The sequence below is a fragment of the Streptomyces albireticuli genome (genome assembly GCF_021228125.1).
Taxonomy (GTDB): Bacteria; Actinomycetota; Actinomycetes; order Streptomycetales; family Streptomycetaceae; genus Streptomyces; species Streptomyces albireticuli.
The window spans coordinates 60,626-87,359 of record NZ_JAJQQS010000007.1 but is presented as its reverse complement, the minus strand read 5'-3'; the positions used below and the strand labels follow the sequence as shown (position 1 = coordinate 87,359).

Sequence of the window (26,734 nt, the reverse complement as noted above, 5' to 3'; positions counted from 1 at the left end):
CTCAAGCGCCGGGCAACCATTCAGCCCGCCCGGCGCTTGAGGGCACCGCGCGGTAGCGCGGAAAGGGGGCCCGGGGGCTTGCCCCCCCGGTTCGGGAAGGGGCGGGGCTGGGGAACAAGCCCGCCGCAGGCGCACCCGAACGCACTGAGCCCCGGACCCATGCGGATCCGGGGCTCAAAGCATGTATGGGGCACAACCCAGTGTGACCTGGGAGCGCGTCCGGGGTACTGCGCGCTGCGGCTCGGGGGCCGAGGGGCGTCGATCAGGCGCTGGCGTTGCGCGCCCGGTTGCGAGCGGCGCGGCGCTTCATGGCGCGGCGCTCGTCCTCGCTGAGGCCACCCCAGACGCCGGAGTCCTGGCCGGACTCGAGCGCCCACTGCAGGCACTGCTCCATCACGGGGCAGCGACGGCAGACGGCCTTGGCTTCCTCGATCTGCAGCAGCGCAGGACCGGTGTTGCCGATGGGGAAGAAGAGCTCGGGGTCTTCCTCGCGGCAAACGGCGTTGTGACGCCAGTCCATGGCTGCTCCATCTCCTCGTTATTGCGGCTACGTTGCTTGTGAATGTGAACGCTTTCACGAATCCCCCCGCAAGGGAAGGGCCGACGCCCAGTCAGAAAACTGGTGTGGTCCAAGAAAAAGGGAGGGGGTTCGGGCTGAGTCGGTGGGCCGGATAGGCGGCCGTCCCGATCGCCATGAAGAGACTCGCAAACCTCGGCTGCGGATACAACCCCTTCTGGAAAGTTTTTTTTGATTCCTCGGTGTCGGCTAGGTCACAGCCGTACTTCCAGGGGGTGCAACCCAGTCTAAACGTTCGAGTGGAAGGACTTTAGGCCCTACCACTCACACAATCACACGCAGTGCACGGCGTACGCCTGTGAACGTCACGCTCGTACGCAGTCCGAGGTGGTCGCCGTCCATCTGGAAGGGCAAAGGAACCTGCGAATGCAAGGTGAAGGCAGTCTGGTCGTGGAGCGACACCACATGCTTTCCACGGGGTCCGCGCTCGGGGGTCGACGTCAACAGCTGGGTGACGTGCCGGCTCGCCGTCGCCGTGGACAGCTTGGTGAATCCCAGCACGTCAAGGGCGGTGTCGAAGGACGCCTGCGGCGAGGCGTAGACCGGGCGGTTGCCCAGGTACGTCCACGGCGCGGTGTTGCAGATTATCGACATGACGAGATTCTCGAGTGGCTCGTCGCCCGGTCGTTCGAGCGTGATCGGGCCGTTACGGCGGTGCGATTCCTTGAAGAATTGGCGCATCACCTGTCGCACATACAGAGCGTGCGTCGAACGCTTGCCGCGCTCCCGCTGCTGCTCCACCCGGCCGATCACGCTCGCGTCGAATCCGAAGCCCGCGCAGAACGTGAACCAGCGGGACGGAACGCCCTCGTCCTCCGTGCCGGGCGTACCGGCGGCGAGCCCGAGGCCGACCGTGCGCTCGGTGCCGTCGCGCAGCGCGTCGAGCAGCGCGCCCGTGGCCTCCACCACATCGTTGGGCAGCCCCAGGGCGCGGGCGAAGACATTGGTGGAACCGCCGGGAACCACGGCCAGCCGGGGCAGGCCCTCCGGATCGGGGCCGGCGTGCAGCAGGCCGTTGACGACCTCGTTGACGGTGCCGTCCCCGCCGAGCGCGACCACGAGCTCGGTGTTGCCGTCCTCCGCCGCCCGCCGGGCGATGTCCCGGGCATGGCCCCGGTACTCGGTGGTGGCGACCTCCAGCTTCAGGTCGCTGGCGAGGGCGTGCGCCAGGACATCACGGGTACGGGCACTGGTGGTGGTGGCCGAAGGATTGACCACGAGAAGCGCACGCATGCGCGCCAGCCTACCTACCTGTCGGTACACGACCCATCCCAGGCCCGCCTTCCCGCCGCCGTCCCCGGGCCCCGCCGATGCCCTCCGGGCCCCGCGCGCCCGGTCCCCGGCGTTCCCCCTGCGGCTACCCTGCTGGGGTGAGCAGCAAGCAGTCCGCGTCGAAGACCCCCCGTAAGAGCGCCGCCCGGAAGGGTGCCGGCGCAGGCACCGGCCGCCCCGCGGGCCAGGGCGCGCGTGCCCCGCAGGCCGGGCCGGAAGGCCCGCGCCCCACCCGGCTCACGGCCGCGGCGGCGCTTTCCGGCCTGGAAGGTGTGGCGCTGGTCGCATCCGGCATCTATCTGCTGGTGATGGGGCTGCTGGGGAAGCCGGACAGCCCGCAGCAGGCCGAGATGGGCGGCCTGACCGTGCTGGCCCTGGCCGTGCTGCCGCTGGTGGCGGCGCGCGGGCTGTGGCTGCGGCGGCGCTGGAGCCGCGGACCCGCGATGGTCACCCAGATCATGGCGCTGCCGGTCGCCTGGACGCTGGCCAACGCCGGCGGCGCGCTGATGATCACGGCGGGCGTGGCGCTCGCGCTGGTGGCCATGGGCACCCTGGCGCTGGTGGTGAACCCGACGGCCACGGAGGCGCTCGGCATCACCGCGCGCGACGTCTGACCCGCGGGACACCCGCCGGGGGCGGGTCCGTGCGACCCGAGCCCGGTGACGGGCGGGCTCAGGGGAAACCCGCCCCGGCGTAGGCGCGCCCGTGAGCACGCGTCCATGACGGGCCGGTCCGCGGCACATGTCGTGCGAGCCCCCGCGGCACACGCCGTGCGAGCCGGGGCCGTGCGCGGAGCCGACCCGCGACGCGTGGCGTCGCGGGACGCTCCGGCGCCGAGAGGCCGGGGACGCGGCCCGCGGGAGGCACCCCCGCGGTCACTCCTCGATGAGCAGCCGGTCCCGCAGCTGGGCGAGGGTGCGGGCGAGCAGCCGGGAGACGTGCATCTGGGAGATGCCGACCTCCTGGGCGATCTGCGACTGGGTCATATTGCCGAAGAAGCGGAGCAGCAGGATCTTCTTCTCGCGCGGCGGGAGGTCCTCCAGCAGGGGCTTGAGGGACTCGCGGTACTCCACGCCCTCCAGCGCCTCGTCCTCGGCGCCGAGGGTGTCGGCGACGGCGGGGGACTCGTCGTCCGTGTCCGGGACGTCCAGGGACAGGGTGCTGTAGGCGTTGGCGGACTCCAGGCCCTCCAGGACCTCCTCCTCCGAGATCCCCAGCTGTTCGGCCAGCTCGTGGACGGTGGGCGCCCGGCCGTGCCGCTGGGAGAGCTCGGCGGTGGCGGTGGTGAGCGCCAGCCGCAGCTCCTGGAGGCGGCGCGGCACCCGCACCGCCCAGCCCTTGTCGCGGAAGTGCCGCTTGATCTCGCCGACCACCGTCGGCGTGGCGTAGGTGGAGAATTCCACGCCGCGGTCCGGGTCGAACCGGTCCACCGATTTGATCAGGCCGATGGTGGCGACCTGGGTGAGGTCGTCCAGCGGCTCGCCGCGGTTGCGGAAGCGGCGCGCGAGGTGCTCCACCAGGGGCAGGTGCATCCGCACCAGGTGGTTGCGCAGCTCGGCGCGCTCGGGCGAGCCGTCCGGAAGCGTCCGCAGCTCGATGAACAGGGCCCGGGCACCACTGCGGTCGTTCGCATGGGGGTGCTGGTGCCACTGTTGTTGGTGCTGATCCATGTGGTCCGCCCGCTCTGGTGGGTCGCTCGCCTCGCCCGGCTCCGGGTTCACCGGATCACCCGGATCCTCCGGGCGCGGCCGGGCAGGCTGCTGCGGGATGGCCGGGGTACGCACTCCCCGCGACGATGCAGTACTCACGGAGCCCCCTCTTCCGTCACGGCTGTCCGGGGCCGGCGCCGCGCTTCTTGTGCAGGCTGATGCTGACCGTGCGGTCGTCCGCGACGGTCGAGTCGACCTCACCGGCCAGGGCGGAGAGCACCGTCCAGGCGAAGGTGTCGCGCTCGGGTGCGCGGCCGTCCGTGGTGGGTGCCGAGACGGTCACCCGGAGCGCGTCGCCCACCAGGCGGAAGACGCAGCTGAGTACGGAGCCGGGCACGGCCTGTTGCAGAAGGATCGCGCACGCCTCGTCCACGGCGATGCGCAAGTCCTCGATCTCGTCGAGGGTGAAGTCCAAGCGGGCCGCGAGGCCGGCAGTCGCCGTCCGCAGCACCGACAGGTAGGCACCCGCAGCGGGCAGCCGGACTTCCACGAAGTCCTGGGTCCCGGGCTCGCCTGCGATTGGGGACACCCTCACCTCCAAGGTGGCACAAGCTTCTTGAGCTGTTACGAGCACCGGCACCGTGCTTCTGGGTGCCCTCCGGCGGAGGGCGGCGCGGTCCGGTGCGGCACATGGTTCGGCTGCGACGCTATCGCGATCCGAGGTTCCGTGGAGCAGCACCGCCACTGTCACTCATGGTAAACCCATGAGCACGGACAGTGCCTAGGGGCTTGCGGTCTCAATTCGAAAGAGCGGTCGCCCTGTTGGGATTTTCGTCACTCTGCGCGAGCGCCGCAAGAGTGCGGAGCGGTTCTCCGGACATCCGTTGCACCGTCCATTCGTTCATCGGCTCGGCGCCGAGCGACTTGTAGAACGCGATCGAGGGGGCGTTCCAGTCCAGCACTGACCATTCGAAACGCCGGTAGCCCCGGTCGACGCAGATCTTGGCGAGCTCGGCGAGGAGCGCCTTGCCGAGCCCCGTGCCGCGGGCCCGCGGCCGGACGTAGAGGTCTTCCAGATAGATACCGTGCGTACCCGTCCAGGTGGAGAAGTTGCGGAACCAGAGCGCGAAGCCGAGCGGTTCGCCCGCCGCCGCACCGCCGTCACCGGCGGATCCGTCACTCTCCGCTATCAGGGCGAAGATCGCCGGGTGCTCGCCGAACAGTGCTTCGCGCAGCTGCTCCTCGGTCGTCCGCACGTCTTCCAGCGCCCGTTCGTAGTCCGCCAGTTCGCGGATCATCGTATGGATCTCGGGGACGTCGTCGGGCGTGGCGGGTCGGATCATGTCTGCATGCTAGCGGTCACCGGTGACAGTACCCCGGCGGCCGAGGGGCCACCCCCGCCGCCGGGCGGCCGGTCAGACGATGCGCCGGTCCACGTAGCACCAGCGCCAGCTCTGCCCCGGCTCGTAGCTGCGCATCACCGCGTGCCCCGACTCCTCGAAGTGCCCCGTGGCGTGCCGGAAGGGCGAGGAGTCGCAGCACCCGACGTGCCCGCACTCCAGGCACAGCCGCAGCTGGACCGGGTGGCTGCCCGCCGCCTCGCACTCGGGGCAGGTGGCGTGCAGCGCCACCGGCTCGGGGCGCGGCAGCTCGGGAACGTGGGGGCATTCGCTCATGATTGCCAGATTAGAACTGAACCGAGACCGGCGGGGACCCATGGACGTAATGCCACTGCTGATGCTGGTCGCGGCCAGTGCGGCGATCGCCGGCGCGGCGCGGCGCACCCCCGTGCCCGCGCCCCTGATGCTGGTCGCCGCCGGGCTCGTCGCCTCCTATGTGCCGGGCGTGCCGGACTACACCCTCGACCCGGGCATCGTGCTCCCGCTGCTGCTGCCGCCCCTGCTGCACACCGCCGCGCTCGACAGCTCGTACCTCGACCTCCGGGCCAACCTCCGGCCCGTCGCCCTGCTCTCCGTCGGCTACGTCCTCTTCGCGACGCTCGCCGTCGGCTATGTCGCCTATCTGGTGGTGCCCGGCCTGCCGCTGACCGCCGCGCTCGTGCTCGGCGCCGTCGTCGCCCCGCCGGACGCGGTCGCCGCCACGGCCATCGCGCGCCGCCTCGGGCTGCCCTCCCGGATCACCACGATCCTCCAGGGCGAGTCGCTGGTGAACGACGCGACCGCCATCACCGCCTTCAAGGTCGCGCTCGCCGCGGCCGTGGGCGAGGGCGCGACCTGGGGCGAGGGCCTGCGGGAGTTCGCGGTCGCCTCGGTCGGCGGGATCGCCGTCGGACTGATCCTCATGGTGCCCATCCACTGGCTGCGCAAGCGGCTGCGCGAGCCGCTCCTCCAGAACACCCTCTCGCTCCTCATCCCCTTCCTCGCCTACGCCGCCGCCGAGGAGGTCGAGGCGTCCGGCGTGCTCGCCGTCGTGGTCGTCGGCCTCTTCCTCGGGCACCACGCCTGGCAGGTCGACTTCGCCACCCGGCTCCAGGAGGCGGCCGTGTGGCGGATGGTGGCCTTCGTCCTGGAATCCGCAGTCTTCGCGCTCATCGGCCTGCAACTGCCCGTGGTGCTGCGGGGCCTGGGCCAGTACGGGCTGGGGGAGACCGCCCTCTGGTACGCCACCGCGATCTTCGCCGCCGTCGTGGCCGCCCGCTTCGTCTGGGTCTATCCCGCGACTTTCCTGCCGCGCGCCCTCTCGCCGCGAATCCGGGAGCGGGAGACCGACACGACGTGGCAGGGCGTGTTCGTCGTCGGCTGGGCCGGCATGCGCGGTGTCGTCTCGCTCGCCATCGCCTTCTCCATCCCCGTCACCACGCACAGCGGCGAGCCGTTCCCCTCGCGCAACCTGGTCCTCTTCCTCACCTTCAGCACCGTGATCGGCACGCTGGTCGTCCAGGGGCTCACTCTGCCGCCGCTGATCCGCCGGCTGCGGCTGCCCGCCCGTGACCGGGGTGCCGAGACCCTCGCCGAGGCGCAGGCCCAGAGCGAGGCGTCCGTCGCGGCCGAGCGCCGCCTCGACGAACTCCTCGCCGACGGGAGCGCCTCCCTCCCGGAGCCCCTCGCCGACCGCCTCCGCGCGGTCATGGAACGGCGCCGCAACGCGGTGTGGGAGCGGCTCGGAGCGGTCGACGAGACGACGGGGGAGTCCGCGGACGACACGTACCGGCGGCTGGCGAGGGAGATGATCGGGGCGGAGCGGGAGGTGTTCGTGTCGCTGCGGGATGCCCGGCGGATCGATGACGAGATGTTGCGGACGTTGTTGCGGCGGCTGGATCTGGAGGAGGCGGCGGCGTATCGGGAGGAGGAGTGAGGGGGCGGGTGCCGGTGCGGGTGCCTGTGCCTGTGCGGGTGGGATGCGGGTGCGGGTGCCGCTGCGCGGGGCTTTGTCCCCTACCCGCCCCTTCCCGAACCGGGGCTCCGCCCCGGACCCCGGTCCTCAAACTCCCCCAGCTACCGCTGGGAGGTGCCCCCGGACGGGCTGAATGGTTGCCCGGAACCGGGCAGGAAGACCACCTCTGATCCGGGTGAGCAGCCTCTGGCACACGGGAAAGCCGCCCTCGGGCAGGAGCGAAATCCAGCCCGTCCGGCGTTTGAGGACACCGCGCGTCAGCGCGGAAGGGGGCCCGGGGGCTTGCCCCCGCCACGCGGCGGAGCCGCACATCGGACGCAGCGGGAAGGGGAGGGGTGGGGGCAGAGCCTGCCGCAGGCGTCCGCCCCGCTGTCTATGCCGCCCCGCTGTCTATGCCGCCGCGCGGTCTATGCCGTCTCCGCCGTCTCCGCCGTCTCCGCCGGATCCGCCGCCCCCGTCACCACCGCCGCCACGGTCGTCCCCCGCGCGAACTCCCCCGCCTCCGCCAGCGTCGTCAGGCCGTGCAGCGCCTTCGCCACGTACAGCCGTTCCAGCGGCAACCCGTGCCGGGCCGTGAAGTCGTCCGCGAAGGCGTCCAGCTCGGGGGTGGTCCGGGCGTAGCCGCCGGCGTGGAAGCGCTCGTCCAGCCGCCAGTCGCCGCGCCGGCCGCCGAACGCCTCGGTCTGGAGGCGTTCGATCTCCCGGCCCAGGAAGCCGCCCTTGAGGACGGGGAAGCCGATCGCCCGCTGGCCCTCGCCGAGGCCGGCCGCGAGTCCGGCGAGCGTGCCGCCGGTGCCGCAGGCCACCCCCACCACGTCCGCCATCCCGCGCAGTTCGAGGCCGAGCTCCGCGCAGCCCCGCGCGGCGGCGGCGTTGGACCCGCCCTCGGGCACGACGTAGCAGGGCCCGCCGGCCTCCGCGAGCAGGGCGGCCAGCACCTCCGGCTCCGTCTTGCGCCGGTAGGCCGCGCGGCTGACGAAGAGCAGCCGCATGCCGTCCGCCGCGCAGCGCGCCAGCGAGGGGTTGAGCGGCCGGTCCGCCAGCTCGTCGCCACGGACGACGCCGACCGTCGCGAAGCCGAGCAGCCGGCCCGCGGCGGCGGTGGCCCGCAGGTGGTTGGAGTACGCGCCGCCGAAGGTCAGCAGCGTGCTGTGGCCGGACGCGGCGGCGGCCCGCAGGTTCGGCGCCAGCTTGCGCCATTTGTTGCCCGGCAGGTCCGGGTGTATCAGGTCGTCCCGCTTGAGCAGCAGCCGTACGCCGCGCCGTGCGAAGCGCTCGTCCGGCAGCTCCACGAGCGGGGACGGCAGCCGCGGCCGCAGCGCGGCGAGCCCGGCGGCGCCGGGCTCGCGCTCGGCGGGGAGGTCGCTGGTCATCCGCCCATTGTCACTTGAGATGTCACTTGAGACGCTCGCGGATCCGCTCACGCAGCCGTTCCATGGAGAAGCCGACCGGGTCGCTCTTCCCCGGCCGCCATTCGAGATGGCCGATCACGGACCGTTCGGTCCAGCCGTGGAAGCGGCAGATCGCGGCCGCGACCTGCTCGGCGGCCAGCAGCTGTTCGGCCGGCCACGGGTCCTCGCCGTTGCCGAGGTTGACGCACTCGAAGCCGTAGAAGTGGACGTTGCCGTCGGTGTCCGCCCAGCGGACCGGTGGCAGCCGCTTCTCGGCGATCACCGCCCGGAGGACGTCGCCGTCGCCCGCGCCCGCGTGGTTGGTCCGCCCGCAGCCCACGAGGTGGATCCTGCCGTCCTTGGCGATCACCCCGTGGCAGAGCGGGCCGGGCAGCCGGTCGTAGCCGTTCCAGCAGAGGCGGACGCTGCTGTCGGTGCCCGAGGAGGCCGTGTGGTGGATCATGACGCCGTTCACCGGGCCCCAGGCGCCGTGGCCCGCCCGGTTGTGGCGACGCCATCCGTCGACCTCGACGACGGTGGCGCCCTCGCGTCTGAGCGCGGCGAGGAACTCGTTCGCGGACATGGGTGGGGCCATGCCGCCCTCCTTGCAATGCGTATGACGTACGCCGGACGCGTAAGCCGAATGACCCCCTTCTACCCAAAAGTTCGCAGGTGGGCCGGGCGTTCGGATATCGTGCGAGCCGATCCGGCCTCCGGCCGAAAATCCCATCGTCGACACGGAAGCGCGAGACTCGGACAGTGGACTACCAGGCCGTTCTCGAAGAGGTCGCCGCGTTCGCGCGCCCGCTGGTGGGCCGTGGCCAGGTGGCCGATTACATCCCCGCCCTGGCCGGGGTGGACACGGGCCGCTTCGGGATGGCCGTCGTCGACATCGACGGCGGGGTGTACGGCGTGGGCGACTGGGAACACCCGTTCTCCGTGCAGTCGATCTCCAAGGCGTTCAGCCTCGCGCTCGTCCTCGCGGAAGGGGGCGGGAGGATCTGGGAGCGGGTCGGGACAGAACCGTCCGGAAATCCCTTCAACTCCCTGGTGCAACTCGAATACGAGAACGGCATCCCCCGCAACCCCTTCATCAACGCGGGCGCCCTCGTCGTCACCGACCGGCTCCAGACCCTGACCGGCGACGCCAGCACCACCATGCTGGAGTTCCTGCGCGCGGAGAGCGGCAACCCGGACGTCTCCTTCGACCCGGCCGTCGCGGCCTCCGAGACCGAGCACGGCGACCGCAACGCCGCCCTGGCCCACTTCATGGCCAGCTACGGCAATCTCGACAACCCCGTCCCCACGGTCCTGGAGCACTACTTCTGGCAGTGCTCCATCGAGATGAGCTGCCGCGACCTGGCCCTGGCCGGCGGCTTCCTGGCCCGCCACGGCCTGCGCGCCGACGGCACCCGCCTGCTCCCGCGCCGCGAGGCCAAGCAGATCAACGCGGTCATGCTCACCTGCGGTACGTACGACGCCGCCGGCGACTTCGCCTACCGGGTCGGCCTGCCGGGCAAGAGCGGTGTGGGCGGCGGCATCGTCGCCGTCATACCGGGCCGCTGCACGCTGTGCGTGTGGAGCCCCGGCCTGGACACCCGGGGGAACTCGGTGGCGGGCGTGGCCGCCCTGGACCACTTCACGACGCTGACGGGCTGGTCGGTGTTCTGACCGCTCCCCGTGCGGTGGCGCGGTACCGCGCCGTCCCCCATCGTGGACGAGGAGGTGCCTCATGGAGCACGAGCTTCGCGCGGAGTACGCGGACGGGTTCTCGCCGGAGGACGCGGACGCGGTCGTCAAGACGTGGCACGTCGTCCGAGAGGCCGGGACGACCGGGATGTGCGGGCGGGAGCTTTCGCCCGCGGCGGCGACGCGCTCCGCGGACGACTGGGGGAAGGGCGGGGTGCCGATCTGTCACTCGTGCGGGGCGTTGTACCTGCGGGAGTCGCCGTAGGCGGGTTTCCCCGGCCCCGCCCCTTCCCGCTGTATCCGATGTGCGGCTCCGCCGCGTGGCGGGGCTGGCCCCCCTCGTACCTCCGGGCACCCGTCGGCCCCCTACGGGCAGCGGATGACCTGGCCCGCGTACGACAGGTTGCCACCGAAGCCGAACAGCAGCACCGGCGCGCCGTGCGGGACCTCCCCGCGGGCGACCAGCTTCGACAGCGCCAGCGGGATGCTCGCCGCCGACGTGTTGCCCGACTCCGTCACGTCCGTCGCGACGATCGCGTTGACCGCCCCCAGCTTGCGCGCCACCGGCTCGATGATCCGCAGGTTCGCCTGGTGCAGGACGACCGCCGCCAGCTCCTCCGGCTCGACCCCGGCCCGCTCGCAGACCTGGCGGGCGATCGGCGGGAGCTGGGTCGTGGCCCAGCGGTAGACGGACTGGCCCTCCTGGGCGAAGCGGGACGGGCTGCCCTCGATCCGGACGGCGTGGCCCATACCGGGCACCGAGCCCCACACGACCGGGCCGATGCCCGGCTCGTCCGAGGCCGTGACCACGGCGGCGCCCGCGCCGTCGCCCACCAGGACACAGGTGGTGCGGTCGGTCCAGTCGGCGACCGAGGTGAACTTCTCCACGCCGATGACCAGCGCGTTCCTCGCGGCACCGGCCCGGATGGCGTGGTCGGCGGAGGCCAGCGCGTGGGTGAAGCCGGAGCAGACGACGTTGACGTCCATCGTGGCGGGCGCGCCCAGCCCCAGCGCGGCGGCGACCCGCGCGGCCGTGTTCGGGCTGCGGTCGTCGGCCGTGCAGGTGGCGACGAGGACGAGGTCGATGGCGTCCGCCGCGAGGCCGCTGTTGGCGAGGGCCTTGCCGGCGGCCTCGGCGGCCATCGAGGCGACCGTCTCGTCCGGCTCGGCGATACGGCGCGTGCGGATGCCGACGCGGGAGCGGATCCACTCGTCGCTGGTGTCCACCATGGCGGCCAGCTCGTCGTTGGTCAGCACTCTGGCGGGCTGGTAATGGCCGAGGGCGAGTACGCGGGACCCGGTCATCGGCGGTTCCTCCTGCGCGGGCGGGCAAGCTGGTACGGGAACCAACAGTCTCGACGGTACTCGGTTCGTACGGGGTATGTGATCCGCCAATGTTCAGGCCCGATAACTGGCACAAACCTCAGGGCCCGGCCGTCCTGCGCGGCCGGGCCCCTCCTTCTCAGCTCCTCCCGCGGCCCCCCCTCGGGCCGTGGTCCGGGACGCTCCCGGCCCGGACTCAGCGCAGGGTGAGCGCCGAGCGGATGGTGGTGAAGAGCTGCGTCTGGTCGGTGACGCCGAGGACCCGCTCCGCCTGCGGGCCCTGCGCCGCGATGCGCACCTGGGTGCCGGTGTGCTCCTGCGCCTTGCCCGGGGTGTTGGTGGAGTAGTTCACCTTCAGCCGCCCGCCCTCGTTCGTCACAAGGGTCGAGGACAGACCGGGCGGGGTCGCCTCCAGCGGGACGATCTGGCTGGTGTGGGCGTGGTCGGCGGTGGTGATCACGAGCGTGTCGGGGTGGGCGGCGGCGTACGCGCGGGCCACCTTCACCGCCCGGTCCAGGGCCGCGGTCTCGCCGATCTGACCGCAGGGGTCGGCGGCGTGGTCGCGCTTGTCGATCGAGGCGCCCTCGACCTGGAGGAAGAATCCCTTTCCGGACCCCTTCTGCTTGGCCTCCAGCAGCTGGAGGGCCTTGCGGGTCTGGTCGTCCAGGCTCGGCGTGCCCGCCTTGCGCTCCGGGTTGCTCGTCACACAGCGCTGCGGTTCGGTGCCGCCCTGCGCGGCGGCCTTGCCCGTCCACTCGACGGGGACGTTGCCGTCGGCGAAGAGGCCGAGGACGGGCTTGCCGGGCCGGGCGTTCTTCAGGCCCTTGTCATCGGTCACCACCTGGTAGCCGAGCTTCTCGGCCTGCTGGGTGACGGTGCCGCCCTTGAACCGGCCCTCGGTGATCTTCTGGTCGAAGCGCGCCTTGCCGCCGCCCAGCAGGACGTCGACCTTGTGGTTCACGCTCTGCTCGGCGATCGAGCCCGGGCCGCCCTTGGCGACCGTGTCGGACGGGCACGCCTTCATGTCGGCCGGGCCCGCGCAGCTGCGGTCGGTGGCGTGCGAGGCGAGCACGGCCGGGGTGGCGTCGGTGAGCTCGGCGGTGGTGACGCTGCCGGTCGCCAGGCCGTTGCGCTGGGCCAGCTCCAGGATCGTCGTCATCGGCTTGTCGGTGCCCGGCGTCTTGGATATCCGGCCGTTGACGGTCTTCTGCCCGGTCGCCCAGCCGGTGCCGCTGGCGGCGGAGTCGGTCACGTAGTCCGGCTTGCCGTTCTTGTCGACGGAGTACGTGGTGTACGAGCCGGTGAGCGGGAACTTGTCCATGTTCAGGCGGCCCGCCGCGCCCACGGTGTAGTCACGGGCCAGGGTGATCTCCGAGTCGCCCATGCCGTCACCGATGAGCAGGATGACGTTCTTGGCCTTCTTGGCGCCGTGGCCCGCGCTCAGCGCGGCGGGCGCCCCCTGGCCGGACGCGTCGCCCGAGTCCGACGCGGCGTACGCGGCCGGTACCGCGACCCCGGCGGCGAGCAGCGCGGCGGCACCCCAGGCGAGACGGCGCCGGTACGGACGAGAACCCATGGTGTTTCCTCCTCAGAGCCCGGGCGGGATGCCCGGCCGCACGAAGCTCACCAGGGGAGGGTGTACCGCGGGGGACGTCCAGGTGACGCTGAGGTCACCGCGGGCTGTCGGCGGGGGGCGCGGGAGAGGGCGCGGGAGAGGGCGCGGCGGGGGTCGTGGCGGGGGCCGCGGTCGCCGGGGTGGTGACCGTCGCCGTGGCGTCGTCCGTCTTCAGCGCCTTGGCCTCGCTCTTGAGGATGCGCATCGACTTGCCCAGCGACCGGGCGGTGTCCGGCAGTTTCTTGGACCCGAACAGGACGACCAGGACGAGTACGACCACGAGGATGTGCCAGGGCTCCAGGGCGTTGCGCAGCATGGGGGCCGCACCTCTCTTCGGTTCAGCGGTGCCGGGTGGTGACGCCGGACGGTGGCGGGGTACCCGTTCACCATACTTGCCAGATTGCGCAACTGGACAACCAAAGTGGCCTCCCGGCCGTCTATCCGGACGACAGGGCACGTGCCGGGGGAGCGCCGGGTAGCACCGGGGGAGTGGATGAGGGCTCGTAGATGACTGGCACCCGAGGGAAGCGCGGATCCGGGCGGATGCGGATCCCGGCCGTCGTCGTGCTGGCGTTGCTGGTGCTGCTGACCACCGGGGCCGGCTGGGTCTACCTCAAGCTCAACGGCAACATCAGCACCTTTGACGCGGACGGCCTTTCCGACGACCGCCCCGGCGCCGGTGCCGCCGGGCAGAACGTCCTGGTCATCGGCTCGGACTCGCGCTCCGGCGGGAACAGCGGGCTGGGCGGCGGCGAGGGGGACGTGGGCCGCTCGGACACCGCGCTCCTGCTGCACGTCTACGGCGACCGCAAGCACGCCGTCGGCGTCTCCATCCCCCGCGACACCCTCGTGGACATCCCGCCCTGCCGGCTGCCCGACGGCACCTGGACGGCCCCGCGCACCCGGGCGATGTTCAATTCCGCCTTCTCCGTCGGGGAGTCGGCCAAGGGCAACCCGGCCTGCACCCAGAACACCGTCGAGAAGCTCACCGGGCTGCGGGTGGACCACACGGTCGTCGTCGACTTCGAGGGCTTCTCCGCGATGACCTCCGCCGTCGGCGGCGTCCAGGTGTGCGTGCCCAAGGACGTCTACGCGGGCGACCTCAACCCCCACCTCGGCGCCCGTGGCGACCTCCTCTTCCGCAAGGGGCAGCAGAACGTCTCGGGCCAGAAGGCGCTGGACTATGTGCGTGTGCGCCACGGCATCGGCGACGGCTCCGACATCGGCCGCATCCGGCGGCAGCAGGCGTTCGTCGCCAGCATGATCAAGAAGGTGCGGTCGCAGGGCTTCAACCCGACGACCCTGCTGCCGCTGGCCGACGCGGCCACCAAGTCGATGACGGTCGACCCCGGCCTCGGCACGGCCGACAAGCTGCTCTCCTTCGCGATGTCCCTCAAACACATCGATCTGCACGACATCAAGTTCATCACCGTCCCCTGGCGTTACGCCGGGGACCGCGTCGACATCGTCCAGCCCGACGCCGACGCGCTGTGGGCCTCCCTCAAGGCCGACCGCACCATCGACGGCCAGGACGCGACAGGGAAGGGGAGCGGCTCCGGTGGTGGTACGGGCGGGGCCGGTGGCGGCACCGGTGGCGGGGCCGCCCAGGCGGACGCCGCCGCGCCGGTCAAGGGCGACGGGACGCGGATCTCCGTCGCCAACGGCACCACCGTCACCGGCCTCGCCGCCCGCGCCGCCGCGGCCCTCCAGGAGCGCGGCTTCACCGTGACGGGCACCAGCACGGCGACCGATCGCGACCAGGCGACCACCGTGATCACCTTCGGCCCCGGCCAGGCGGGCCGCGCCCGGGCCCTCACCCGGATGTTCCCGGGCGCGTACGTCCGGGGCGACGCGGCGGACGGCATCTCCGTCACCCTCGGGCGGGACTACGCCGCCGCGTCCTCCTCCTCGTCGTCCGGCCCTGATGCCGGCCCGGGTGCCGGCCCGGGGGCCGCTCCAGGGTCCGCTCCGGGCGCGGAGTCCTCCGCCGCCCCGTCCGGCGCCTCCTCCCCGGAGCCGAAGGAACAGGCCCGGTCGGCGGACGACGACCCCTGCGCCGACCTCTCGTACGGCTGAGCGCGTGCCGCCGTACGGCCGGGGGACATGGGCACGCCCCGGCCGGGCAGGGGAACACCGTGCCTGATTGATCCGTTTTCGTGGTAAGCGCAGAGTGAGAGTCCGTTGATCCGTTCGTCGAGCAGCCGTCTGCCGCGCGGCCCCGTGCCGCGCAGTCCCTTTCCGAGGAGCGACGCCATGTCCGCCACCCACCGGGCGCTGCCCAGGCCGCTGCTGGTCCTGATCGCCGCCCTGATCGCGTTGGCCGGCGCGGCGTTCACCGCCCCCGCCGCACACGCCGACCCCAGCACCACCGCCACCGGCCTCGACGCCGCGGCCGAAGTGCTCAAGAAGGGACCCGTCTACGTCGACCCCCGGGCCGCCGCCCAGCTTCCGGCCGCCGACGCCGAGGCGTTGGCGAAGAAGATCAGGGACGCCGGGAAGCCGGTCTTCGTGGCCGTCCTGCCCGCCACCGACGACTACCCCAAGGCGACGGTCTTCCAGGACCTGCGTACCAAGGTCGGGATCGCCGGTGTTTACGTCATCCACCGCGGCACCGAGTTCAACGCCCACGCCGACCGCAAGGTGATGCCGGTGGCCGCCGTGCGGAACCTCACCGGCTCCGTGCAGCGGTCCGGCGGCGACGCGAAGACGCAGCTCAACAGCTTCGTCGAGCAGGCCGACCGGCAGGCCAAGGGCCGTGAGCCCAGCTCCTGGGGCGACTCGGACTCCGGGGTCTCGGCGACCGGCCTGATCACCGGTGGCGCGATCGTCGTCGCGGGCGGCGCGGGCGCGTACGCCCTCTACCGGCGCAACCGCAAGCGCCGGGAGGAGCGCGAGCGCGCCGAGCTCGACGCCCTCCGCGTCGTCGTCGACGAGGACATCACCGCCTTCGGCGAGGAGCTCGACCGGCTCGACTTCTCCCCCTCCGAGGCCGGCGCCGACGACGTCATGCGGAAGGACTACGAGACGGCGCTCGACGCCTATGAGGAGGCCAAGGCCAAGATGGCCGCGGCGAAGGTGCCGGCCGATGTGACGGCCGTGACCGAAACGCTCGACAAGGGCCGTTTCGCCCTGGCCACCCTCGCCGCCCGCCGCACCGGGGCCCCGCTGCCCGAGCGCCGCGTGCCGTGCTTCTTCGACCCGCGGCACGGCCCGTCCGTCCGGGACGTGGAATGGGCGCCCCCGGGCGCGGCGGTCCGGACCGTACCGGCGTGCGCGGCCGACGCCGCCAAGGTGGCCGCCGGCGAGGAGCCGGCGTCCCGCACGGTGACGACCCCGGACGGCCCGCAGCCGTACTGGAACGCCGGGCCCGCCTACGCCCCCTGGGCCGGCGGCTACTTCGGCGGCGGGCTGCTGCCCGGCCTGCTCGTGGGCACGATGCTGGGCGGCATGCTCACCGGCCCGGCCTACGCGGCCTCGCCCGAGGCGGGCGGCCCGGAGGGCGGGGACTACACGGGGTCGGACTTCAACACGGACGACTTCGGCGGGGGCGGCTGGGGAGACGGCGGAGGGTTCGGCGACGGCGGGGGCGGAGGGTTCGGAGGCGGCGACTGGTGAGGGCGGGGGGGGGCTTCCTCCCTTCGGATTTCCGATCCCGATCCCGATCCCGATCCCGATCCTGATGACGACCGCGACGCCGGCCGGGCTGATCTTCAGCCTGGTCGGCGTTCGTGTTCGCGGTCCGGGGCAGGGGCAGGGGCAGGGGCAGGGTGGCCGGGGCCGGCCCGGGGTCGGGGCAGGGGGCGAACGCGGGTCCGGGGGGCGCGGGGCCGGGGCCGAGCCCCGAGCCCGAGCCGGGGCCGAGCCCGGGGCCGGGGCAGGGCCGAATTCGGAACCGGAGACAGGAGCGGGTCCGAGCCGGAGGCCGAGCCCGGAGCCCGAGGGCCGGGCCGACCCAGGGACCGGAGACAGGAGCGAGCCCGAGCCTGAGTCCGAGCCTGAGCCCGAGTCTGGGCCCGAGCCTGAGTCCGAGCCTGAGTCCGAGCCTGAGTCCGAGTCCGAGCCCGAGTCCGAGCCCGAGTCCGAGCCCGAGCCCGAGCCCGAGCCTGAGCCCGAGCCTGAGCCCGAGTCTGGGCCCGAGCTCGAGTCTGGGCCCAAGCCCAGGGCCGGGCCGAACCAGGGACCGGAGACAGGAGTGAGCCCGAGCCCGAGCTCGAGTCTGGGGCCGGGGCACAGACGGGGGCGGTGCCGGGGCCAGAGGCCGGCGGTCGGTGCTGGGTCAGAGCTCGGCGGGCGGCGCCGCGAAGCGCTTCCGCGCCGCCGCGAGCCCCACCCCGTACAGCGCGAGCACGACCGCCATCAGCCCGTAGTACAGCGGCGGCAGCGCCGACATGCCCAGGACCGGGCCCAGCGGGGACAGCGGCAGCAGCAGGCCCACCACCGCCAGCGCCGACGTCGCGATCCGGATCGGGCCGGGCACCCGGCCCTCCGCGGCGCGCCGCCCCGACCGCAGCAGCAGCATCACCAGCGCCTGCGTCAGCAGGTTCTCCGTGAACCACCCGGCGTGGAACGCCGCCTGCCCCTCCTCCTCGCCCATCGACCGCAGGGCCAGCGCCAGCACCCCGAACGTGGCGAGGTCCGCGACGGCGTTGAGCAGCCCGAAGCCGGTCATGAAGCGCAGCAGGGCGCGGGGCCGCAGCACCGCCGGCCGCCGGTGGGCGTCCGGCCCCGGGCGGTCGAAGGCGAGGGCGAGCTGGGCGGCGTCGAAGCACAGGTTCTGCACGAGCACCTGTGCGGGCAGCATCGGCAGGAACGGCAGCATCAGCCCGGCCGCCAGCATCGCGATGACGTTGCCGAGGTTGGACGAGAGCGTGATCCGCAGGTAGGCGGCGATGTTGCCGGTGCTGCGCCGGCCGGTGACGATCGCCCGGTCCAGAGCGGTCAGGTCCTTCGACGCGAGCACCACGTCGGCGGCCTCCCGCGCCACGTCCACGCCGTCGCGGGGACAGATCCCGACATCGGCGGAGCGCAGCGCGGCCAGGTCGTTGACCCCGTCGCCGAGGAACCCCGTGGTGTGCCCCGCCGCCCGCAGGGCCTCGACGATCCGCGCCTTGTGCTCGGGCGCGCAGCGCGCGAAGACCGTGCTCCGGGAGGCCAGGCCGGCCAGCTCCGGCCCGGTCAGGGCGTCGATCCGGTCGCCGGTGACGACTTCGCCGGGCTTCAGCCCCAGCTCCCGGCAGGCGCGGGCGGCCGTGCCCGGGTGGTCGCCGGTGAGGACCTTGACGGTGACGCCGCGCCGGGAGAGCGCCGTGAGCGCGTCGGCGGCGGTGGGCGCGAGGGCGTCGCGCAGCCCGACGAAGCCGAGGAGCGTCAGGCCGCGCTCGTCGGCCGGGGTGTACGGGCGGGCCCGAGCGGGCCGCTCGGCGACGGCCACGGCCAGCACCCGCAGCCCGTCCGCCGCCAGCCCGTCCGCGCGGCGGGCGAGCCGGGCGCGATCCTCGTCGTCGAGGGCGCAACGCTCCAGTACGTCCTCGGGGGCGCCCTTGACGACGAGGGTGTGGACGCGCCCTCCGGCCACGACCGCGGTGGCGACGCGGCGGCCGGGGCCGTAGGGGAGGGCGGCGACGCCTTCGAGTTCGTCGAAAGGGGAGGCCGGGGAGGCCGGGGAGGAGGGGACGGCGCGGAGGTGCCGGGCGGGGGTGTCCGACGGGTCGGGCGGCGCGGTGGCGCCACCGGCGCGGGTGGACTCGTAGGTGGTCTCGTCGGCGGTCCCGTCGGTGGTTCCGGCGGTCGGGGACGTGGCGTGCCCCGGGGCGTCGGCGGCGCGGGCGCGGTTCCACGCGGTGGCGCCTCCGGCGGGGGCGGTCCCGTCGGCGGTCCCGTCGGTGGTTCCGCTGGTCGGGGACGCGGTGAGCCCCGGGAGGCCGGCGGGGCGGGCGCCGTTCCGCTCGTACGCCTCCGTCCCGCCGTCCGGCATCGTCCCGGAGCCCGGCTCCGTCCCGCCGTCCGGTCCGGTCTCTTCGTCCAGTTCCGTCCCGTACGCCCCCGAGGCCGCAGCCGCCTCGTCGGCGTCGAGGATCGCCTCGTCCAGGGCGTCCGGCGCGGGCAGCTCCGCGAGGTGGAGCGTCCACAGGGCGTTCACGGCGGCCCAGCGCAGTACGGCAGGGTCGTCCCGGCCGTCGGTGTCGACGGAGCGGGCCACGACGGGGCGGTCCTGGGTGAGCGTGCCCGTCTTGTCCACGCACAGTACGTCGACGGCGCCGAGGTCGTGCAGCGCGGGGAGGCGCCGGACGACGACCTCGCCGCCGCGCGCGAGCAGCGCGGCGCCGCGCGCCAGCGCGGTGGTGACCACGACCGGCAGCATCTCGGGCGTCAGCCCGACCGCCACCGCGACGGCGAACGGCAGGGTCTCCATCCCGCGCCCGCGCAGCAGCGCACCCGCGATCAGCACGACCGGGGCGGTGAGCAGCATGAACCGTACGAGCGTCCAGGCGATGCCGTTCACCGACCGGTCGAACGGACGGATCGGGCGCGGCCGCCGTTCCGGGCCGCGCGGCAGCGCCCCGGAGAGCACGGTGTCCGCGCCGGTGGCGATCACGACCCCGACGCCGCTGCCGGAGACGACGCTGCTGCCTTGGAGGCAGAGGTCGGGGCGGGTGAGGGGGGTGCGGGCGGCGGGAGCGCCGGGCCGGTCGGGGGTGGCCGCCGGCCGCGGGCCGGGGTGGTGCGCCGCGCCGGGTGACCGTTCCTGGTCGGCCGGAAGACGCGGCGGGGCCGCGACCACGGCGGGGCGGCCCGGCGCGTGCGCGACCGCTCCGCCCGCCGCGGGCACCCGCTTCTCCACCGGTGCCGATTCGCCCGTCAGAGCGGCTTCGTGCAGGGTCAGGCCCGTCGCGCGGAGCAGTCGCAGGTCCGCCGGGACGACGTCGCCGGGGGCGAGGAGGACCACGTCACCCGGTACGAGCTGGTCCACCGGCAGTTCGCGGGCGCGCGGCGGCGAGGCCGCGGTCGCGCGCCTGCGGACCGTGGCCGTGGCGGCGATCAGGTCGCGCAGCGTGGCCGCGGCGTGGTCGGCGCGGTGTTCGCCGGTGGCGCGCAGGACGCAGCTGACCGCGACGAGCACCGCGATCACACAGGCCGTGCCCCACGACGCCACCGCCGCCGAGACCAGGCCCAGGCCGAGCAGGACGGCGGTGAAGGGGTCGCGGAGGCTACGGGCGAGCCGGCGCGGCCAGGACGCGGGGCGGCGGCCGGGGAAGACGTTCTCGCCGTGCGCGGCGAGCCGCTCCTCGGCCTGCTGTTCGACGAGCCCGCGCGGTCCGCTGCCCAGCGCGCGCAGGGCCTCCAGGGTGGTGCCGGCCGCGCCCGCGCCGTCAGGCGCCCAGCCCACGGAGGCGCCCGGCGTGGGTGCCGGCGACGGCACCGGCACCGGCCTTGCGGTCGGCGAGCTGGCCGACCATCAGCCGGACGATCGTGACGACGTCGGGGTCGTCGACGAGATAGACCACGCGGCGCCCCTCGCGCCGCGACCGCACCAGCCCGGCCAGCTTCAGCTTCGCCAGGTGCTGGCTGATCGCGGGCAGGGCACCGCCCACCCGCTCGGCCAGCCCGCTGACATCGCTCTCGCCCTGGGCCAGCGCCCAGACCAGGTGCAGCCGGGCCGAGGAGGCGAGCAGTCCGAACGCGGCGGCGGCCTCGGAGAGCACCTCGGCCGAGGGATCGTCGCATTCCCCGCCCACGCCCCCTGGGAAGCCCTCGACGCTCCCGACACCTGCGGCCACTGTCGCTCTCCCGTCCCTGTCGGGCGTCCTGTGCCCGGCACGACCAGTCTAGGCACGGCGCGGGGCGACGGCCGCGAGCGCCGGAAGCCAGACATGCGCCGCCCGTCGGCTGGGCAGATGTCACCAGAGGAAACGGGCCGGATGGGCCGGAAAGGGCTCGATAGGGGGCGTCGTGGAAATCTCGGGAATTTTCAGTGCGATAGTCATCGGCCTGATCATCGGCGTGCTGGGGCGCCTGGTGGTGCCGGGGCGCCAGCACATCGGTGTGCTGCTGACGATCGGGGTGGGCATCGTCGCCGCCCTCGTGGGCGCGCTCCTCGCCCACGCGCTGGGCGTGGGCGACACCAAGGGGATCGACTGGATCAAGTGGCTGATCCAGATCGGTCTGGCGGCCCTGGGTGTGGCCTGGCTCGATCGCGCGAAGTCGAGGCGGGGCCGCTGAGAGAGGCGGGGCGCGGCCCGGGTCGTGGCCGGACCGAAGGCAGACCGAAGTCGGACCGAAGTCGGGCCGAAGGCAGACCCAAGGCAGACCGGGGTCAGGCCTCGGTCAGGCCTCGGCTAGGCCTCGGCCAGGCCTCGATCAGGAGAGCTTGCCGTCGTAGTCCGGCAGCTTGAAGGTCCGCTCGGCGTGCCCGCCGGCCAGATCCGTGGTGTTGTTGCCGATATTGGCGATGATCTTGTAGCCCTGGGCCTCGATCTCCGCCCGCTTGGCGGTCTTGTACGTGCTCACGTCCCGGAAGAGGTCGGGGAGGTGACGTACGTACAGGCCGCTGACCGGATAGCCGACCCGCCGGAGGTTGTACTCGGTCGGCGCCTCGAGCAGGCCCGGCCGCGCGGTGACGAAGAAGACGGCGGCGCCCCGGGCGTGCGCGTACCGCGTCAGCTCCAGGACCGGTTCGATCGCCGGGGTCGGGTACGACCAGTGGAAATCCGTCTCCAGGGAGCTGTTGTCGATGTCGAGGACGACGGCTTGCTTCTCCCGCCGCGCGTTCGCGGTGCGCTCCGTGACGTACGGCCGTGCCCCGTCGATGACGGACTTCACCTCACGCTGCCAGGCCGCGTAGTCGACACCCTTCAGCCCGGCGGTTCCGGATGTCCGTGCGGCGCTCTCGGCCGATGCGGGCGCCGGGGTGCCGACCGCGTTCGCGGTGCTCGCGCCGAGGGTGGTCGCACCCATCGCCAGAGCGGTCGTGGCCAGGGCCGCAGCGGTGCGGCGGGCGGTGGTTCGGGAGATCGTCGCGGTCATGAATGGCATGCTCACGCCCGTCGATGACCGGCTCGGAAAGTCCTGGTGACCGGTCGGCGACGGCTGTCACGCGCTTCCGTTTCCGCGTGCCTTCCCCGTGCGCGGCGAAAACCGCAGGCATGCCCGCCAGGTCACCGGGTAGGCGGCCGGACGTCACCAACGGATCTGGGGAGGACGACGTGACCATCACGGCATCCACGGTTGCGACGGAGCGTCAGACGGCTGCCTCGCAGCGGTTCGAGGCATCGGTCGGGGGGCTGCCGTACATCGAGGACGCGACCACGGTGGCGCCACGGGACGCCCGCGAACTGTCGCGGCTCTTCTTCGACCGGCTCACCGAGCTGGAGGAGGGGACCCACGCCTACCAGTACGCCCGCAACACCCTGATCGAGATCAACCTCTCGCTGGTGCGCTTCGCCGCCTCCCGCTTCCGCAGCCGGGGCGACCAGATGGAGGACATCATCCAGGTCGGCACGATCGGCCTGATCAAGGCGATCGACCGCTTCGACCTCTCGCGGGAGGTGGAGTTCACCACCTTCGCCGTGCCGTACATCGTCGGTGAGATCAAGCGGCACTTCCGTGACACGAGCTGGTCCGTGCACGTGCCCCGGCGCCTCCAGGAGCTCCGCGTCGAGCTGGCCAAGGCCACCGGAGAGCTCTCCCAGGAACTGGACCACTCGCCGACCCCGGACGAGCTCGCCGCGCACCTCGGGCTGAGCCGCGAGGAGGTCGTCGAGGGCATCGTGGCCAGCAACGGCTACACCGCCGGCTCGATCGACGTGCCCGTGGACGAGGGCTCCGACCAGGCCGGCAACAGCTTCGCCGACCGGCTCGGCGACGTCGACCCCGCCCTGGAGGGCGTGGAGAACCTGCACGCCCTCAAACCCCTGGTCGCCGAGCTCGACGACCGGGACCGGCAGATCCTGCGGATGCGGTTCGGCGGGGAGATGACGCAGTCGGAGATCGGCGCGGAGCTGGGCATCTCACAGATGCACGTGTCGCGGCTGCTGACGCGGATTCTGGGGCGGCTGCGGGTGGGGTTGCTGGGGATGCGGTAGCGCTGGCGCTGGGCTTGTGGGGGTGGGGCCGGGCGGGCGGCGGCGGTGAGGGTGCCGCTGCGCGGGGCTTTTCCCCAACCCCGCCCCTTCCCGGAACCGGGGGCAAGCCCCCGGACCCCCTTTTCCGCGCTCCGCGCGGTGGCCTCAAACGCCGGCCGGGCTGAATGCTGCCGGCGCGGGACGCTGAGGCCGAGCGGAGTCGGGGAGCGCTGAGCGAGGGGTCGCTGCCCGTCCCGGGGCAGCTGCGGAGCCCCCGAAGCGGGTCGGGCGAAGTGAAAGTGAAGTGGGGCGTGGGCGAGCGGGTCGCTGAGGCTGCTCAAACCGCGAGCGGCAGCGCCGGCCGTAGCCACGTCGCCCGGACCGTCTTGCCCTGGCCGTCGCCCTGCCGCACCACTTCCAGCTGTGTGGCCAGCTTCTCGACCATGTGCCAGCCCAGTCCGCCGCCCCCGGTCAGGTCCGGGACGCGCGGCGTCGGCGGCTCCGGGCTGGCGTCGGCGATCTCCACCACCAGACGGCCCTGGACGGCCCGTACGCACAGCCGCCACCAGCCACCGGTGTGCCGGATGGCGTTGGCGACCAGCTCCGACACGACCAGGACCACGGCATCGGGATCGGCCCAGGGGCAGTGGCGGGCCAGGAACTCCGCCGTCGCGTGGCGGGCACCGGCAGCGTCCCCGTCAGGGGATTCGATGACGACCATCGTGCGGCTCCTTCTCGTTCTCCACCGGCCGCATACCCAAGGATCGCCGTCCCATGTCCAGCCCGGCCGGCGTTTGAGGCCACCGCGCGGAGCGCGGAAAGGGGGCCCGGGGGCGGAGCCCCCGGTTCCGGGAAGGGGCGGGTAGGGGAAAAAGCCCCGCGCAGCGGCACCCCCACCGCACCCCCGTCACTACCGCCCCCTACCGGCGGCCCCCGGCCCCGCCCCGACGGCGCACACCGCCAGCAGTGCCAGCGCCCCGCCGGTCCACGCGGCCCCCGCCGGGGAGCTCGCGTCCACCACTCGTCCCCCCACCAGCGCCCCCAGCGCGATCGCCACGTTGAAGACCGACACGAACAGCGCCGAGACGCCTTCCCCCGTCCCCGGCGGGGCCGCCGCCATCAGGCGGTTCTGGGTGGCCACCGACACACCGCCGTAGGCCAGTCCCCACAGCATCACGAGCACCGTGGCGCCTACGGCCCCGCCGCCCGCGACCGCCAGCGCGGGCATCACGGCCGCCAGGGCGGCGGCGATCAGCAGGAGGGTGGTGCGCGGTCGGCGCGCCACCGTGTAGCCCGCGAGGAAGTTTCCGGCCACGCCCGCGACGCCGTACGCGACCAGGAGACCGCCGATCAGCCCGGCGTCCGTCCCCGGTACCCGTTCCAGGAGCGGGCGTACGAACGTGTAGCCCGCGAAGTGGCCCGTCACCAGCAGCAGGACCACCAGCAGCCCCACCCGTACCGGTGCGGCGCGCAGCGGGCCCAGGACGCTCCCCGAGCGGTCGGCCGCTTCCGGGGACGGCGGCGGCAGCGGCGGCAGCAGCGCCGCGAGGGCCGCCGTCACCGCCAGCGCCACCGCGCCCATCGACAGGAAGGCCGTCCGCCAGCCGCCCGCCGCGCCCGCCATCGTGCCCGCGGGTACCCCGAGCACCGAGGCCACGGCTATCCCGCTGAAGATCAGGGAGGTGGCCGGGCCCACCTGCCGCTCGGGGACGAGCCGGACGGCCAGCCCGGCCGCGATCGCCCAGACCCCACCGATGCACACCCCCACCAGGACCCGCAGCGCCACCAGCACCCCGATGCCCGTGGCGGCGGCCGACAGCAGGTTCGCCGCCGTCAGCAGCCCCATCAGCCCCACCAGCACCCAGCGCCGGTCCAGCCGTCCCGCGAGGCGCGTCACCACCGGGGCCGCCACCGCCGCCACCAGCCCGGGCACCGTCATCGTCAGCCCCGCCGTCCCGGCGGAGACCCCCAGGTCCTCCCCGATCGGCGTGAGCAGTCCCACCGGCAGCATCTCGGTCGTCACCACCGAGAACGTTCCGGCCGCCACCGCCACCACGGCGGGCCGGCCCCCCGCCACCCTTGTCTTCTGTCGCACGTTCACCATGCGCCCCAGCCTCCGGAGCCGCGCCCCCGGGAACAACGGCCGAACCCTCACCCTTCTATGAGGGAGATTCATCGATCGGGAACGACCACCGGGAACGGACAGGGGGAGGGGTGCCCTTGAGCGGCATGGACCTACGGGAGCTGGAATGCTTCCTCGTCCTCGCCGAGGAGCTGCACTTCGGCCGCGCGGGCGAGCGGCTGTACGTGTCGCAGAGCCGCGTCAGCCAGCTGCTGCGCTCCCTGGAGGGACGCATCGGGGCCCGCCTCGTCGAACGCACCAGCCGCCGGGTCGCCCTCACTCCGCTGGGCGAGAGCCTCCGGGCCGCCCTGCGTCCGGCCTACGACGGGCTCCGCGCCACGGTCGATGACGCCCGCGCCGCCGCCCGGGGCGTCGAAGGGGTCCTCCGGGTGGGGTTCCAGGGCATGGCGGACGGCGGGGTCATGGAGGCCGTCGCCGCCTTCCAGGACCGCTACCCGGCCTGTGCGGTGGAGCTCGTGGAGATCCCGTTCTCGGACCCGTTCGGCGCCGTGCGCCGCGGTGAGGTCGACACGGCCGTCGTCCTGCTGCCGGTGGCCGAGCCCGCGCTGGCCGTGGGACCGGTCTTCTCCCGGCAGCGGCAGGCGCTCGCCCTCTCCGTGCGCCACCCCCTGGCCGCCCGGGCCGAGCTCTCCGCGGAGGACCTCGCCGGCTGCCCGCTCGTCACCCCGGCCGGCCCCGCGCCCGCCTACTGGCGTGCGGCGCAGGCGCCGACGGTCACGCCGGGCGGCCTGCCGGTCCCGCCCGGCCCTGCCGTGACCACCCTCCAGGAGGGCCTCACCCTGACCGCGGCCAACCGCGCCGGGATGCTGCTCTGCGGCCCGACCGCCGAGTACCACGGCCGCCGTGACATCACCTTCGTCCCCGTCACGGGGCTGCCCGAGTCCGCCCTCGGCCTGATCCGGCTCCGGGACGGCGGGACGGAGCGGGTACGGGCCTTCGCCCGGGTCGTGGCCGCGACCGTCACATGACCGGTCGCCATGGCCGCCGTGCCCGGTCCGGCAGCAGCAGGGTCATGCCCACCCGCGTCCGGACGTCCCCCGGCGGCAGCGCGGTGGCCCGCTCCGGACGCCCCGCCGGGTAGCGGACGACGACGGAGTCCCCCTCGATCACCGTCGCGGAGCCGCCCGCCCCTTTTGAACGAATCTTCGAATTGAGCCCTCCGAGGGAGACTTTGACCCGAACGGATGTCGCAAAGAGGCCCGGCCGGAGAACCGGCCGGGCCTCTTCGGCGACTTCGCCGTGCGTGTCAGGCCTTCTTGGTCTCCCAGAAGATCTTGTCGATCTGGGCGATGAGCTCCAGCGCCTTCTCTCCCGTCTTCGGGTCGGTCGACGCCTTGGCCGTACTCAGGGCCTTGAGCGTGTCGTTGACCAGCTGGTGCAGTTCGGGGTACTTCTCGAAGTGCGGGGGCTTGAAGTAATCGCTCCACAGCACCGAGACATGATGCTTGGCCAGCTCCGCCCGCTGTTCCTTGATGACAAGGGCGCGGGTGCGGAAGTCCGGGTCCTGGTTGGCCTGGTACTTCTCCTGGACTGCCTTGACCGACTCGGCCTCGATACGGGCCTGGGCCGGGTCGTATACACCGCAGGGCAGGTCGCAGTGGGCGCTGACCTGGACTTTGGCGGCGAACAGGCGGGAAAGCATAGAGCTGTCCTTCCTCGT

General features: G+C 73.2%; 27 protein-coding genes. 9 read left to right on the top strand and 18 right to left on the bottom strand.

Going from position 1 to position 26,734, the window contains the following annotated elements:
* Window positions 1-262: 262 nt before the first annotated feature.
* Both LUZ64_RS15355 and LUZ64_RS15350 read right to left on the bottom strand, forming a co-directional pair.
* The gene (locus tag LUZ64_RS15355; RefSeq protein ID WP_003953983.1) at window positions 263-520 is read right to left on the bottom strand and encodes a WhiB family transcriptional regulator; all 258 of its coding nucleotides are present in this window, start codon (window positions 518-520) and stop codon (window positions 263-265) included.
* Window positions 521-841: 321 nt separating this feature from the next.
* Complete coding sequence (locus LUZ64_RS15350) at window positions 842-1,810, bottom strand: diacylglycerol/lipid kinase family protein (protein ID WP_095579467.1); 969 nt, start codon at window positions 1,808-1,810, stop codon at window positions 842-844.
* Between the two features lie 137 nt (window positions 1,811-1,947).
* On the opposite strand from LUZ64_RS15350, the gene LUZ64_RS15345 reads away from it, so the two are divergent.
* Window positions 1,948-2,463, top strand: a complete 516-nt coding sequence (locus tag LUZ64_RS15345) for a hypothetical protein (RefSeq protein WP_095579468.1) — start codon at window positions 1,948-1,950, stop codon at window positions 2,461-2,463.
* A gap of 261 nt (window positions 2,464-2,724) precedes the next feature.
* Here the strand turns inward: LUZ64_RS15345 and LUZ64_RS15340 are convergent, their stop codons facing one another.
* The 4 genes from LUZ64_RS15340 to LUZ64_RS15325 form a co-directional block, all read right to left on the bottom strand.
* A complete protein-coding gene (locus LUZ64_RS15340) occupies window positions 2,725-3,633 on the bottom strand; it encodes an RNA polymerase sigma factor SigF (RefSeq protein WP_095579469.1) in 909 nt (302 codons plus the stop codon).
* A gap of 40 nt (window positions 3,634-3,673) precedes the next feature.
* Window positions 3,674-4,087, bottom strand: a complete 414-nt coding sequence (locus tag LUZ64_RS15335) for an ATP-binding protein (protein ID WP_030366270.1) — start codon at window positions 4,085-4,087, stop codon at window positions 3,674-3,676.
* A gap of 208 nt (window positions 4,088-4,295) precedes the next feature.
* A complete protein-coding gene (locus tag LUZ64_RS15330) occupies window positions 4,296-4,841 on the bottom strand; it encodes a GNAT family N-acetyltransferase (RefSeq protein WP_095579470.1) in 546 nt (181 codons plus the stop codon).
* A gap of 72 nt (window positions 4,842-4,913) precedes the next feature.
* Window positions 4,914-5,174, bottom strand: coding sequence for a UBP-type zinc finger domain-containing protein (locus LUZ64_RS15325; protein ID WP_095579471.1), 261 nt, complete (start codon window positions 5,172-5,174; stop codon window positions 4,914-4,916).
* 40 nt (window positions 5,175-5,214) lie between these two features.
* Between LUZ64_RS15325 and LUZ64_RS15320 the strand changes: the two genes are divergently transcribed.
* A complete protein-coding gene (locus LUZ64_RS15320; RefSeq protein WP_095579472.1) occupies window positions 5,215-6,813 on the top strand; it encodes a Na+/H+ antiporter in 1,599 nt (532 codons plus the stop codon).
* Between the two features lie 446 nt (window positions 6,814-7,259).
* Here LUZ64_RS15320 and LUZ64_RS15315 read toward each other — a convergent pair whose 3' ends face one another.
* Both LUZ64_RS15315 and LUZ64_RS15310 read right to left on the bottom strand, forming a co-directional pair.
* The gene (locus LUZ64_RS15315) at window positions 7,260-8,225 is read right to left on the bottom strand and encodes a 1-aminocyclopropane-1-carboxylate deaminase/D-cysteine desulfhydrase (protein ID WP_095582577.1); all 966 of its coding nucleotides are present in this window, start codon (window positions 8,223-8,225) and stop codon (window positions 7,260-7,262) included.
* A 22-nt stretch (window positions 8,226-8,247) separates the two neighbouring features.
* Entirely contained in the window at window positions 8,248-8,838 is a 591-nt protein-coding gene (locus LUZ64_RS15310; RefSeq protein WP_095582576.1) for an N-acetylmuramoyl-L-alanine amidase, read from the bottom strand.
* A gap of 164 nt (window positions 8,839-9,002) precedes the next feature.
* Between LUZ64_RS15310 and LUZ64_RS15305 the strand changes: the two genes are divergently transcribed.
* Both LUZ64_RS15305 and LUZ64_RS15300 read left to right on the top strand, forming a co-directional pair.
* The gene (locus LUZ64_RS15305) at window positions 9,003-9,914 is read left to right on the top strand and encodes a glutaminase (protein WP_095582575.1); all 912 of its coding nucleotides are present in this window, start codon (window positions 9,003-9,005) and stop codon (window positions 9,912-9,914) included.
* Between the two features lie 61 nt (window positions 9,915-9,975).
* A complete protein-coding gene (locus tag LUZ64_RS15300) occupies window positions 9,976-10,197 on the top strand; it encodes a hypothetical protein (protein ID WP_095582574.1) in 222 nt (73 codons plus the stop codon).
* 101 nt (window positions 10,198-10,298) lie between these two features.
* On the opposite strand, the gene LUZ64_RS15295 is transcribed toward LUZ64_RS15300, so the two are convergent.
* The 3 genes from LUZ64_RS15295 to tatA form a co-directional block, all read right to left on the bottom strand.
* A complete protein-coding gene (locus LUZ64_RS15295; protein WP_095582573.1) occupies window positions 10,299-11,237 on the bottom strand; it encodes a beta-ketoacyl-ACP synthase III in 939 nt (312 codons plus the stop codon).
* A 214-nt stretch (window positions 11,238-11,451) separates the two neighbouring features.
* Window positions 11,452-12,831, bottom strand: a complete 1,380-nt coding sequence (locus LUZ64_RS15290; RefSeq protein ID WP_095582572.1) for an alkaline phosphatase — start codon at window positions 12,829-12,831, stop codon at window positions 11,452-11,454.
* A gap of 94 nt (window positions 12,832-12,925) precedes the next feature.
* A complete protein-coding gene (tatA, locus tag LUZ64_RS15285; protein ID WP_232390242.1) occupies window positions 12,926-13,186 on the bottom strand; it encodes a Sec-independent protein translocase subunit TatA in 261 nt (86 codons plus the stop codon).
* Between the two features lie 191 nt (window positions 13,187-13,377).
* Between tatA and LUZ64_RS15280 the strand changes: the two genes are divergently transcribed.
* On the top strand, window positions 13,378-14,946 hold the full coding sequence (locus tag LUZ64_RS15280; RefSeq protein WP_095581124.1) for an LCP family protein: 1,569 nt from the start codon (window positions 13,378-13,380) through the stop codon (window positions 14,944-14,946).
* Between the two features lie 177 nt (window positions 14,947-15,123).
* The gene (locus LUZ64_RS15275; RefSeq protein WP_232390241.1) at window positions 15,124-16,485 is read left to right on the top strand and encodes a hypothetical protein; all 1,362 of its coding nucleotides are present in this window, start codon (window positions 15,124-15,126) and stop codon (window positions 16,483-16,485) included.
* 661 nt (window positions 16,486-17,146) lie between these two features.
* Here the strand turns inward: LUZ64_RS15275 and LUZ64_RS15270 are convergent.
* Both LUZ64_RS15270 and LUZ64_RS15265 read right to left on the bottom strand, forming a co-directional pair.
* Window positions 17,147-20,257, bottom strand: coding sequence for an HAD-IC family P-type ATPase (locus LUZ64_RS15270; protein WP_232390240.1), 3,111 nt, complete (start codon window positions 20,255-20,257; stop codon window positions 17,147-17,149).
* Complete coding sequence (locus tag LUZ64_RS15265) at window positions 20,241-20,648, bottom strand: ArsR/SmtB family transcription factor (protein ID WP_372472006.1); 408 nt, start codon at window positions 20,646-20,648, stop codon at window positions 20,241-20,243. The genes LUZ64_RS15270 and LUZ64_RS15265 overlap by 17 nt, the downstream gene beginning before the upstream one ends.
* A 172-nt stretch (window positions 20,649-20,820) precedes the next feature.
* Between LUZ64_RS15265 and LUZ64_RS15260 the strand changes: the two genes are divergently transcribed.
* On the top strand, window positions 20,821-21,090 hold the full coding sequence (locus LUZ64_RS15260) for a GlsB/YeaQ/YmgE family stress response membrane protein (RefSeq protein ID WP_095583433.1): 270 nt from the start codon (window positions 20,821-20,823) through the stop codon (window positions 21,088-21,090).
* Window positions 21,091-21,228: 138 nt separating this feature from the next.
* On the opposite strand, the gene LUZ64_RS15255 is transcribed toward LUZ64_RS15260, so the two are convergent.
* Window positions 21,229-21,894 (bottom strand): HAD family acid phosphatase, encoded by a 666-nt coding sequence (locus tag LUZ64_RS15255; RefSeq protein ID WP_095583434.1) that lies wholly within the window; start codon window positions 21,892-21,894, stop codon window positions 21,229-21,231.
* A 185-nt stretch (window positions 21,895-22,079) separates the two neighbouring features.
* On the opposite strand from LUZ64_RS15255, the gene LUZ64_RS15250 reads away from it, so the two are divergent.
* Complete coding sequence (locus LUZ64_RS15250; RefSeq protein ID WP_232390263.1) at window positions 22,080-22,952, top strand: RNA polymerase sigma factor SigF; 873 nt, start codon at window positions 22,080-22,082, stop codon at window positions 22,950-22,952.
* A 316-nt stretch (window positions 22,953-23,268) separates the two neighbouring features.
* Here LUZ64_RS15250 and LUZ64_RS15245 read toward each other — a convergent pair whose 3' ends face one another.
* Both LUZ64_RS15245 and LUZ64_RS15240 read right to left on the bottom strand, forming a co-directional pair.
* A complete protein-coding gene (locus tag LUZ64_RS15245; RefSeq protein ID WP_232390239.1) occupies window positions 23,269-23,652 on the bottom strand; it encodes an ATP-binding protein in 384 nt (127 codons plus the stop codon).
* A gap of 189 nt (window positions 23,653-23,841) precedes the next feature.
* A complete protein-coding gene (locus tag LUZ64_RS15240; protein WP_232390238.1) occupies window positions 23,842-25,035 on the bottom strand; it encodes an MFS transporter in 1,194 nt (397 codons plus the stop codon).
* A gap of 125 nt (window positions 25,036-25,160) precedes the next feature.
* Here LUZ64_RS15240 and LUZ64_RS15235 point away from each other — a divergent pair, with 125 nt between their 5' ends.
* Window positions 25,161-26,042 carry a LysR family transcriptional regulator gene (locus LUZ64_RS15235; protein ID WP_211305109.1) on the top strand — a complete coding sequence of 294 codons (882 nt, stop codon included), beginning with the start codon at window positions 25,161-25,163 and terminating at the stop codon, window positions 26,040-26,042.
* Here LUZ64_RS15235 and LUZ64_RS15230 read toward each other — a convergent pair.
* Both LUZ64_RS15230 and sodN read right to left on the bottom strand, forming a co-directional pair.
* Window positions 26,035-26,184, bottom strand: a complete 150-nt coding sequence (locus LUZ64_RS15230; RefSeq protein ID WP_170116857.1) for a hypothetical protein — start codon at window positions 26,182-26,184, stop codon at window positions 26,035-26,037. The genes LUZ64_RS15235 and LUZ64_RS15230 overlap by 8 nt on opposite strands.
* A gap of 136 nt (window positions 26,185-26,320) precedes the next feature.
* Window positions 26,321-26,716 carry a superoxide dismutase, Ni gene (gene sodN, locus LUZ64_RS15225; protein ID WP_095583269.1) on the bottom strand — a complete coding sequence of 132 codons (396 nt, stop codon included), beginning with the start codon at window positions 26,714-26,716 and terminating at the stop codon, window positions 26,321-26,323.
* Window positions 26,717-26,734 lie beyond the last annotated feature (18 nt).

What these genes read in the sequence shown, in the direction of transcription:
- LUZ64_RS15355 (WP_003953983.1), bottom strand. Translation starts at nt 520, where the DNA reads ATGGACTGGCGTCACAACGCCGTTTGCCGCGAGGAAGACCCCGAGCTC.
- LUZ64_RS15350 (WP_095579467.1), bottom strand. Translation starts at nt 1,810, where the DNA reads ATGCGTGCGCTTCTCGTGGTCAATCCTTCGGCCACCACCACCAGTGCC.
- LUZ64_RS15330 (WP_095579470.1), bottom strand. Translation starts at nt 4,841, where the DNA reads ATGATCCGACCCGCCACGCCCGACGACGTCCCCGAGATCCATACGATG.
- LUZ64_RS15325 (WP_095579471.1), bottom strand. Translation starts at nt 5,174, where the DNA reads ATGAGCGAATGCCCCCACGTTCCCGAGCTGCCGCGCCCCGAGCCGGTG.
- LUZ64_RS15320 (WP_095579472.1), top strand. Translation starts at nt 5,215, where the DNA reads ATGGACGTAATGCCACTGCTGATGCTGGTCGCGGCCAGTGCGGCGATC.
- LUZ64_RS15315 (WP_095582577.1), bottom strand. Translation starts at nt 8,225, where the DNA reads ATGACCAGCGACCTCCCCGCCGAGCGCGAGCCCGGCGCCGCCGGGCTC.
- LUZ64_RS15310 (WP_095582576.1), bottom strand. Translation starts at nt 8,838, where the DNA reads ATGGCCCCACCCATGTCCGCGAACGAGTTCCTCGCCGCGCTCAGACGC.
- LUZ64_RS15300 (WP_095582574.1), top strand. Translation starts at nt 9,976, where the DNA reads ATGGAGCACGAGCTTCGCGCGGAGTACGCGGACGGGTTCTCGCCGGAG.
- LUZ64_RS15295 (WP_095582573.1), bottom strand. Translation starts at nt 11,237, where the DNA reads ATGACCGGGTCCCGCGTACTCGCCCTCGGCCATTACCAGCCCGCCAGA.
- LUZ64_RS15290 (WP_095582572.1), bottom strand. Translation starts at nt 12,831, where the DNA reads ATGGGTTCTCGTCCGTACCGGCGCCGTCTCGCCTGGGGTGCCGCCGCG.
- tatA (WP_232390242.1), bottom strand. Translation starts at nt 13,186, where the DNA reads ATGCTGCGCAACGCCCTGGAGCCCTGGCACATCCTCGTGGTCGTACTC.
- LUZ64_RS15280 (WP_095581124.1), top strand. Translation starts at nt 13,378, where the DNA reads ATGACTGGCACCCGAGGGAAGCGCGGATCCGGGCGGATGCGGATCCCG.
- LUZ64_RS15275 (WP_232390241.1), top strand. Translation starts at nt 15,124, where the DNA reads ATGTCCGCCACCCACCGGGCGCTGCCCAGGCCGCTGCTGGTCCTGATC.
- LUZ64_RS15255 (WP_095583434.1), bottom strand. Translation starts at nt 21,894, where the DNA reads ATGACCGCGACGATCTCCCGAACCACCGCCCGCCGCACCGCTGCGGCC.
- LUZ64_RS15245 (WP_232390239.1), bottom strand. Translation starts at nt 23,652, where the DNA reads ATGGTCGTCATCGAATCCCCTGACGGGGACGCTGCCGGTGCCCGCCAC.
- LUZ64_RS15240 (WP_232390238.1), bottom strand. Translation starts at nt 25,035, where the DNA reads ATGGTGAACGTGCGACAGAAGACAAGGGTGGCGGGGGGCCGGCCCGCC.
- LUZ64_RS15235 (WP_211305109.1), top strand. Translation starts at nt 25,161, where the DNA reads ATGGACCTACGGGAGCTGGAATGCTTCCTCGTCCTCGCCGAGGAGCTG.
- sodN (WP_095583269.1), bottom strand. Translation starts at nt 26,716, where the DNA reads ATGCTTTCCCGCCTGTTCGCCGCCAAAGTCCAGGTCAGCGCCCACTGC.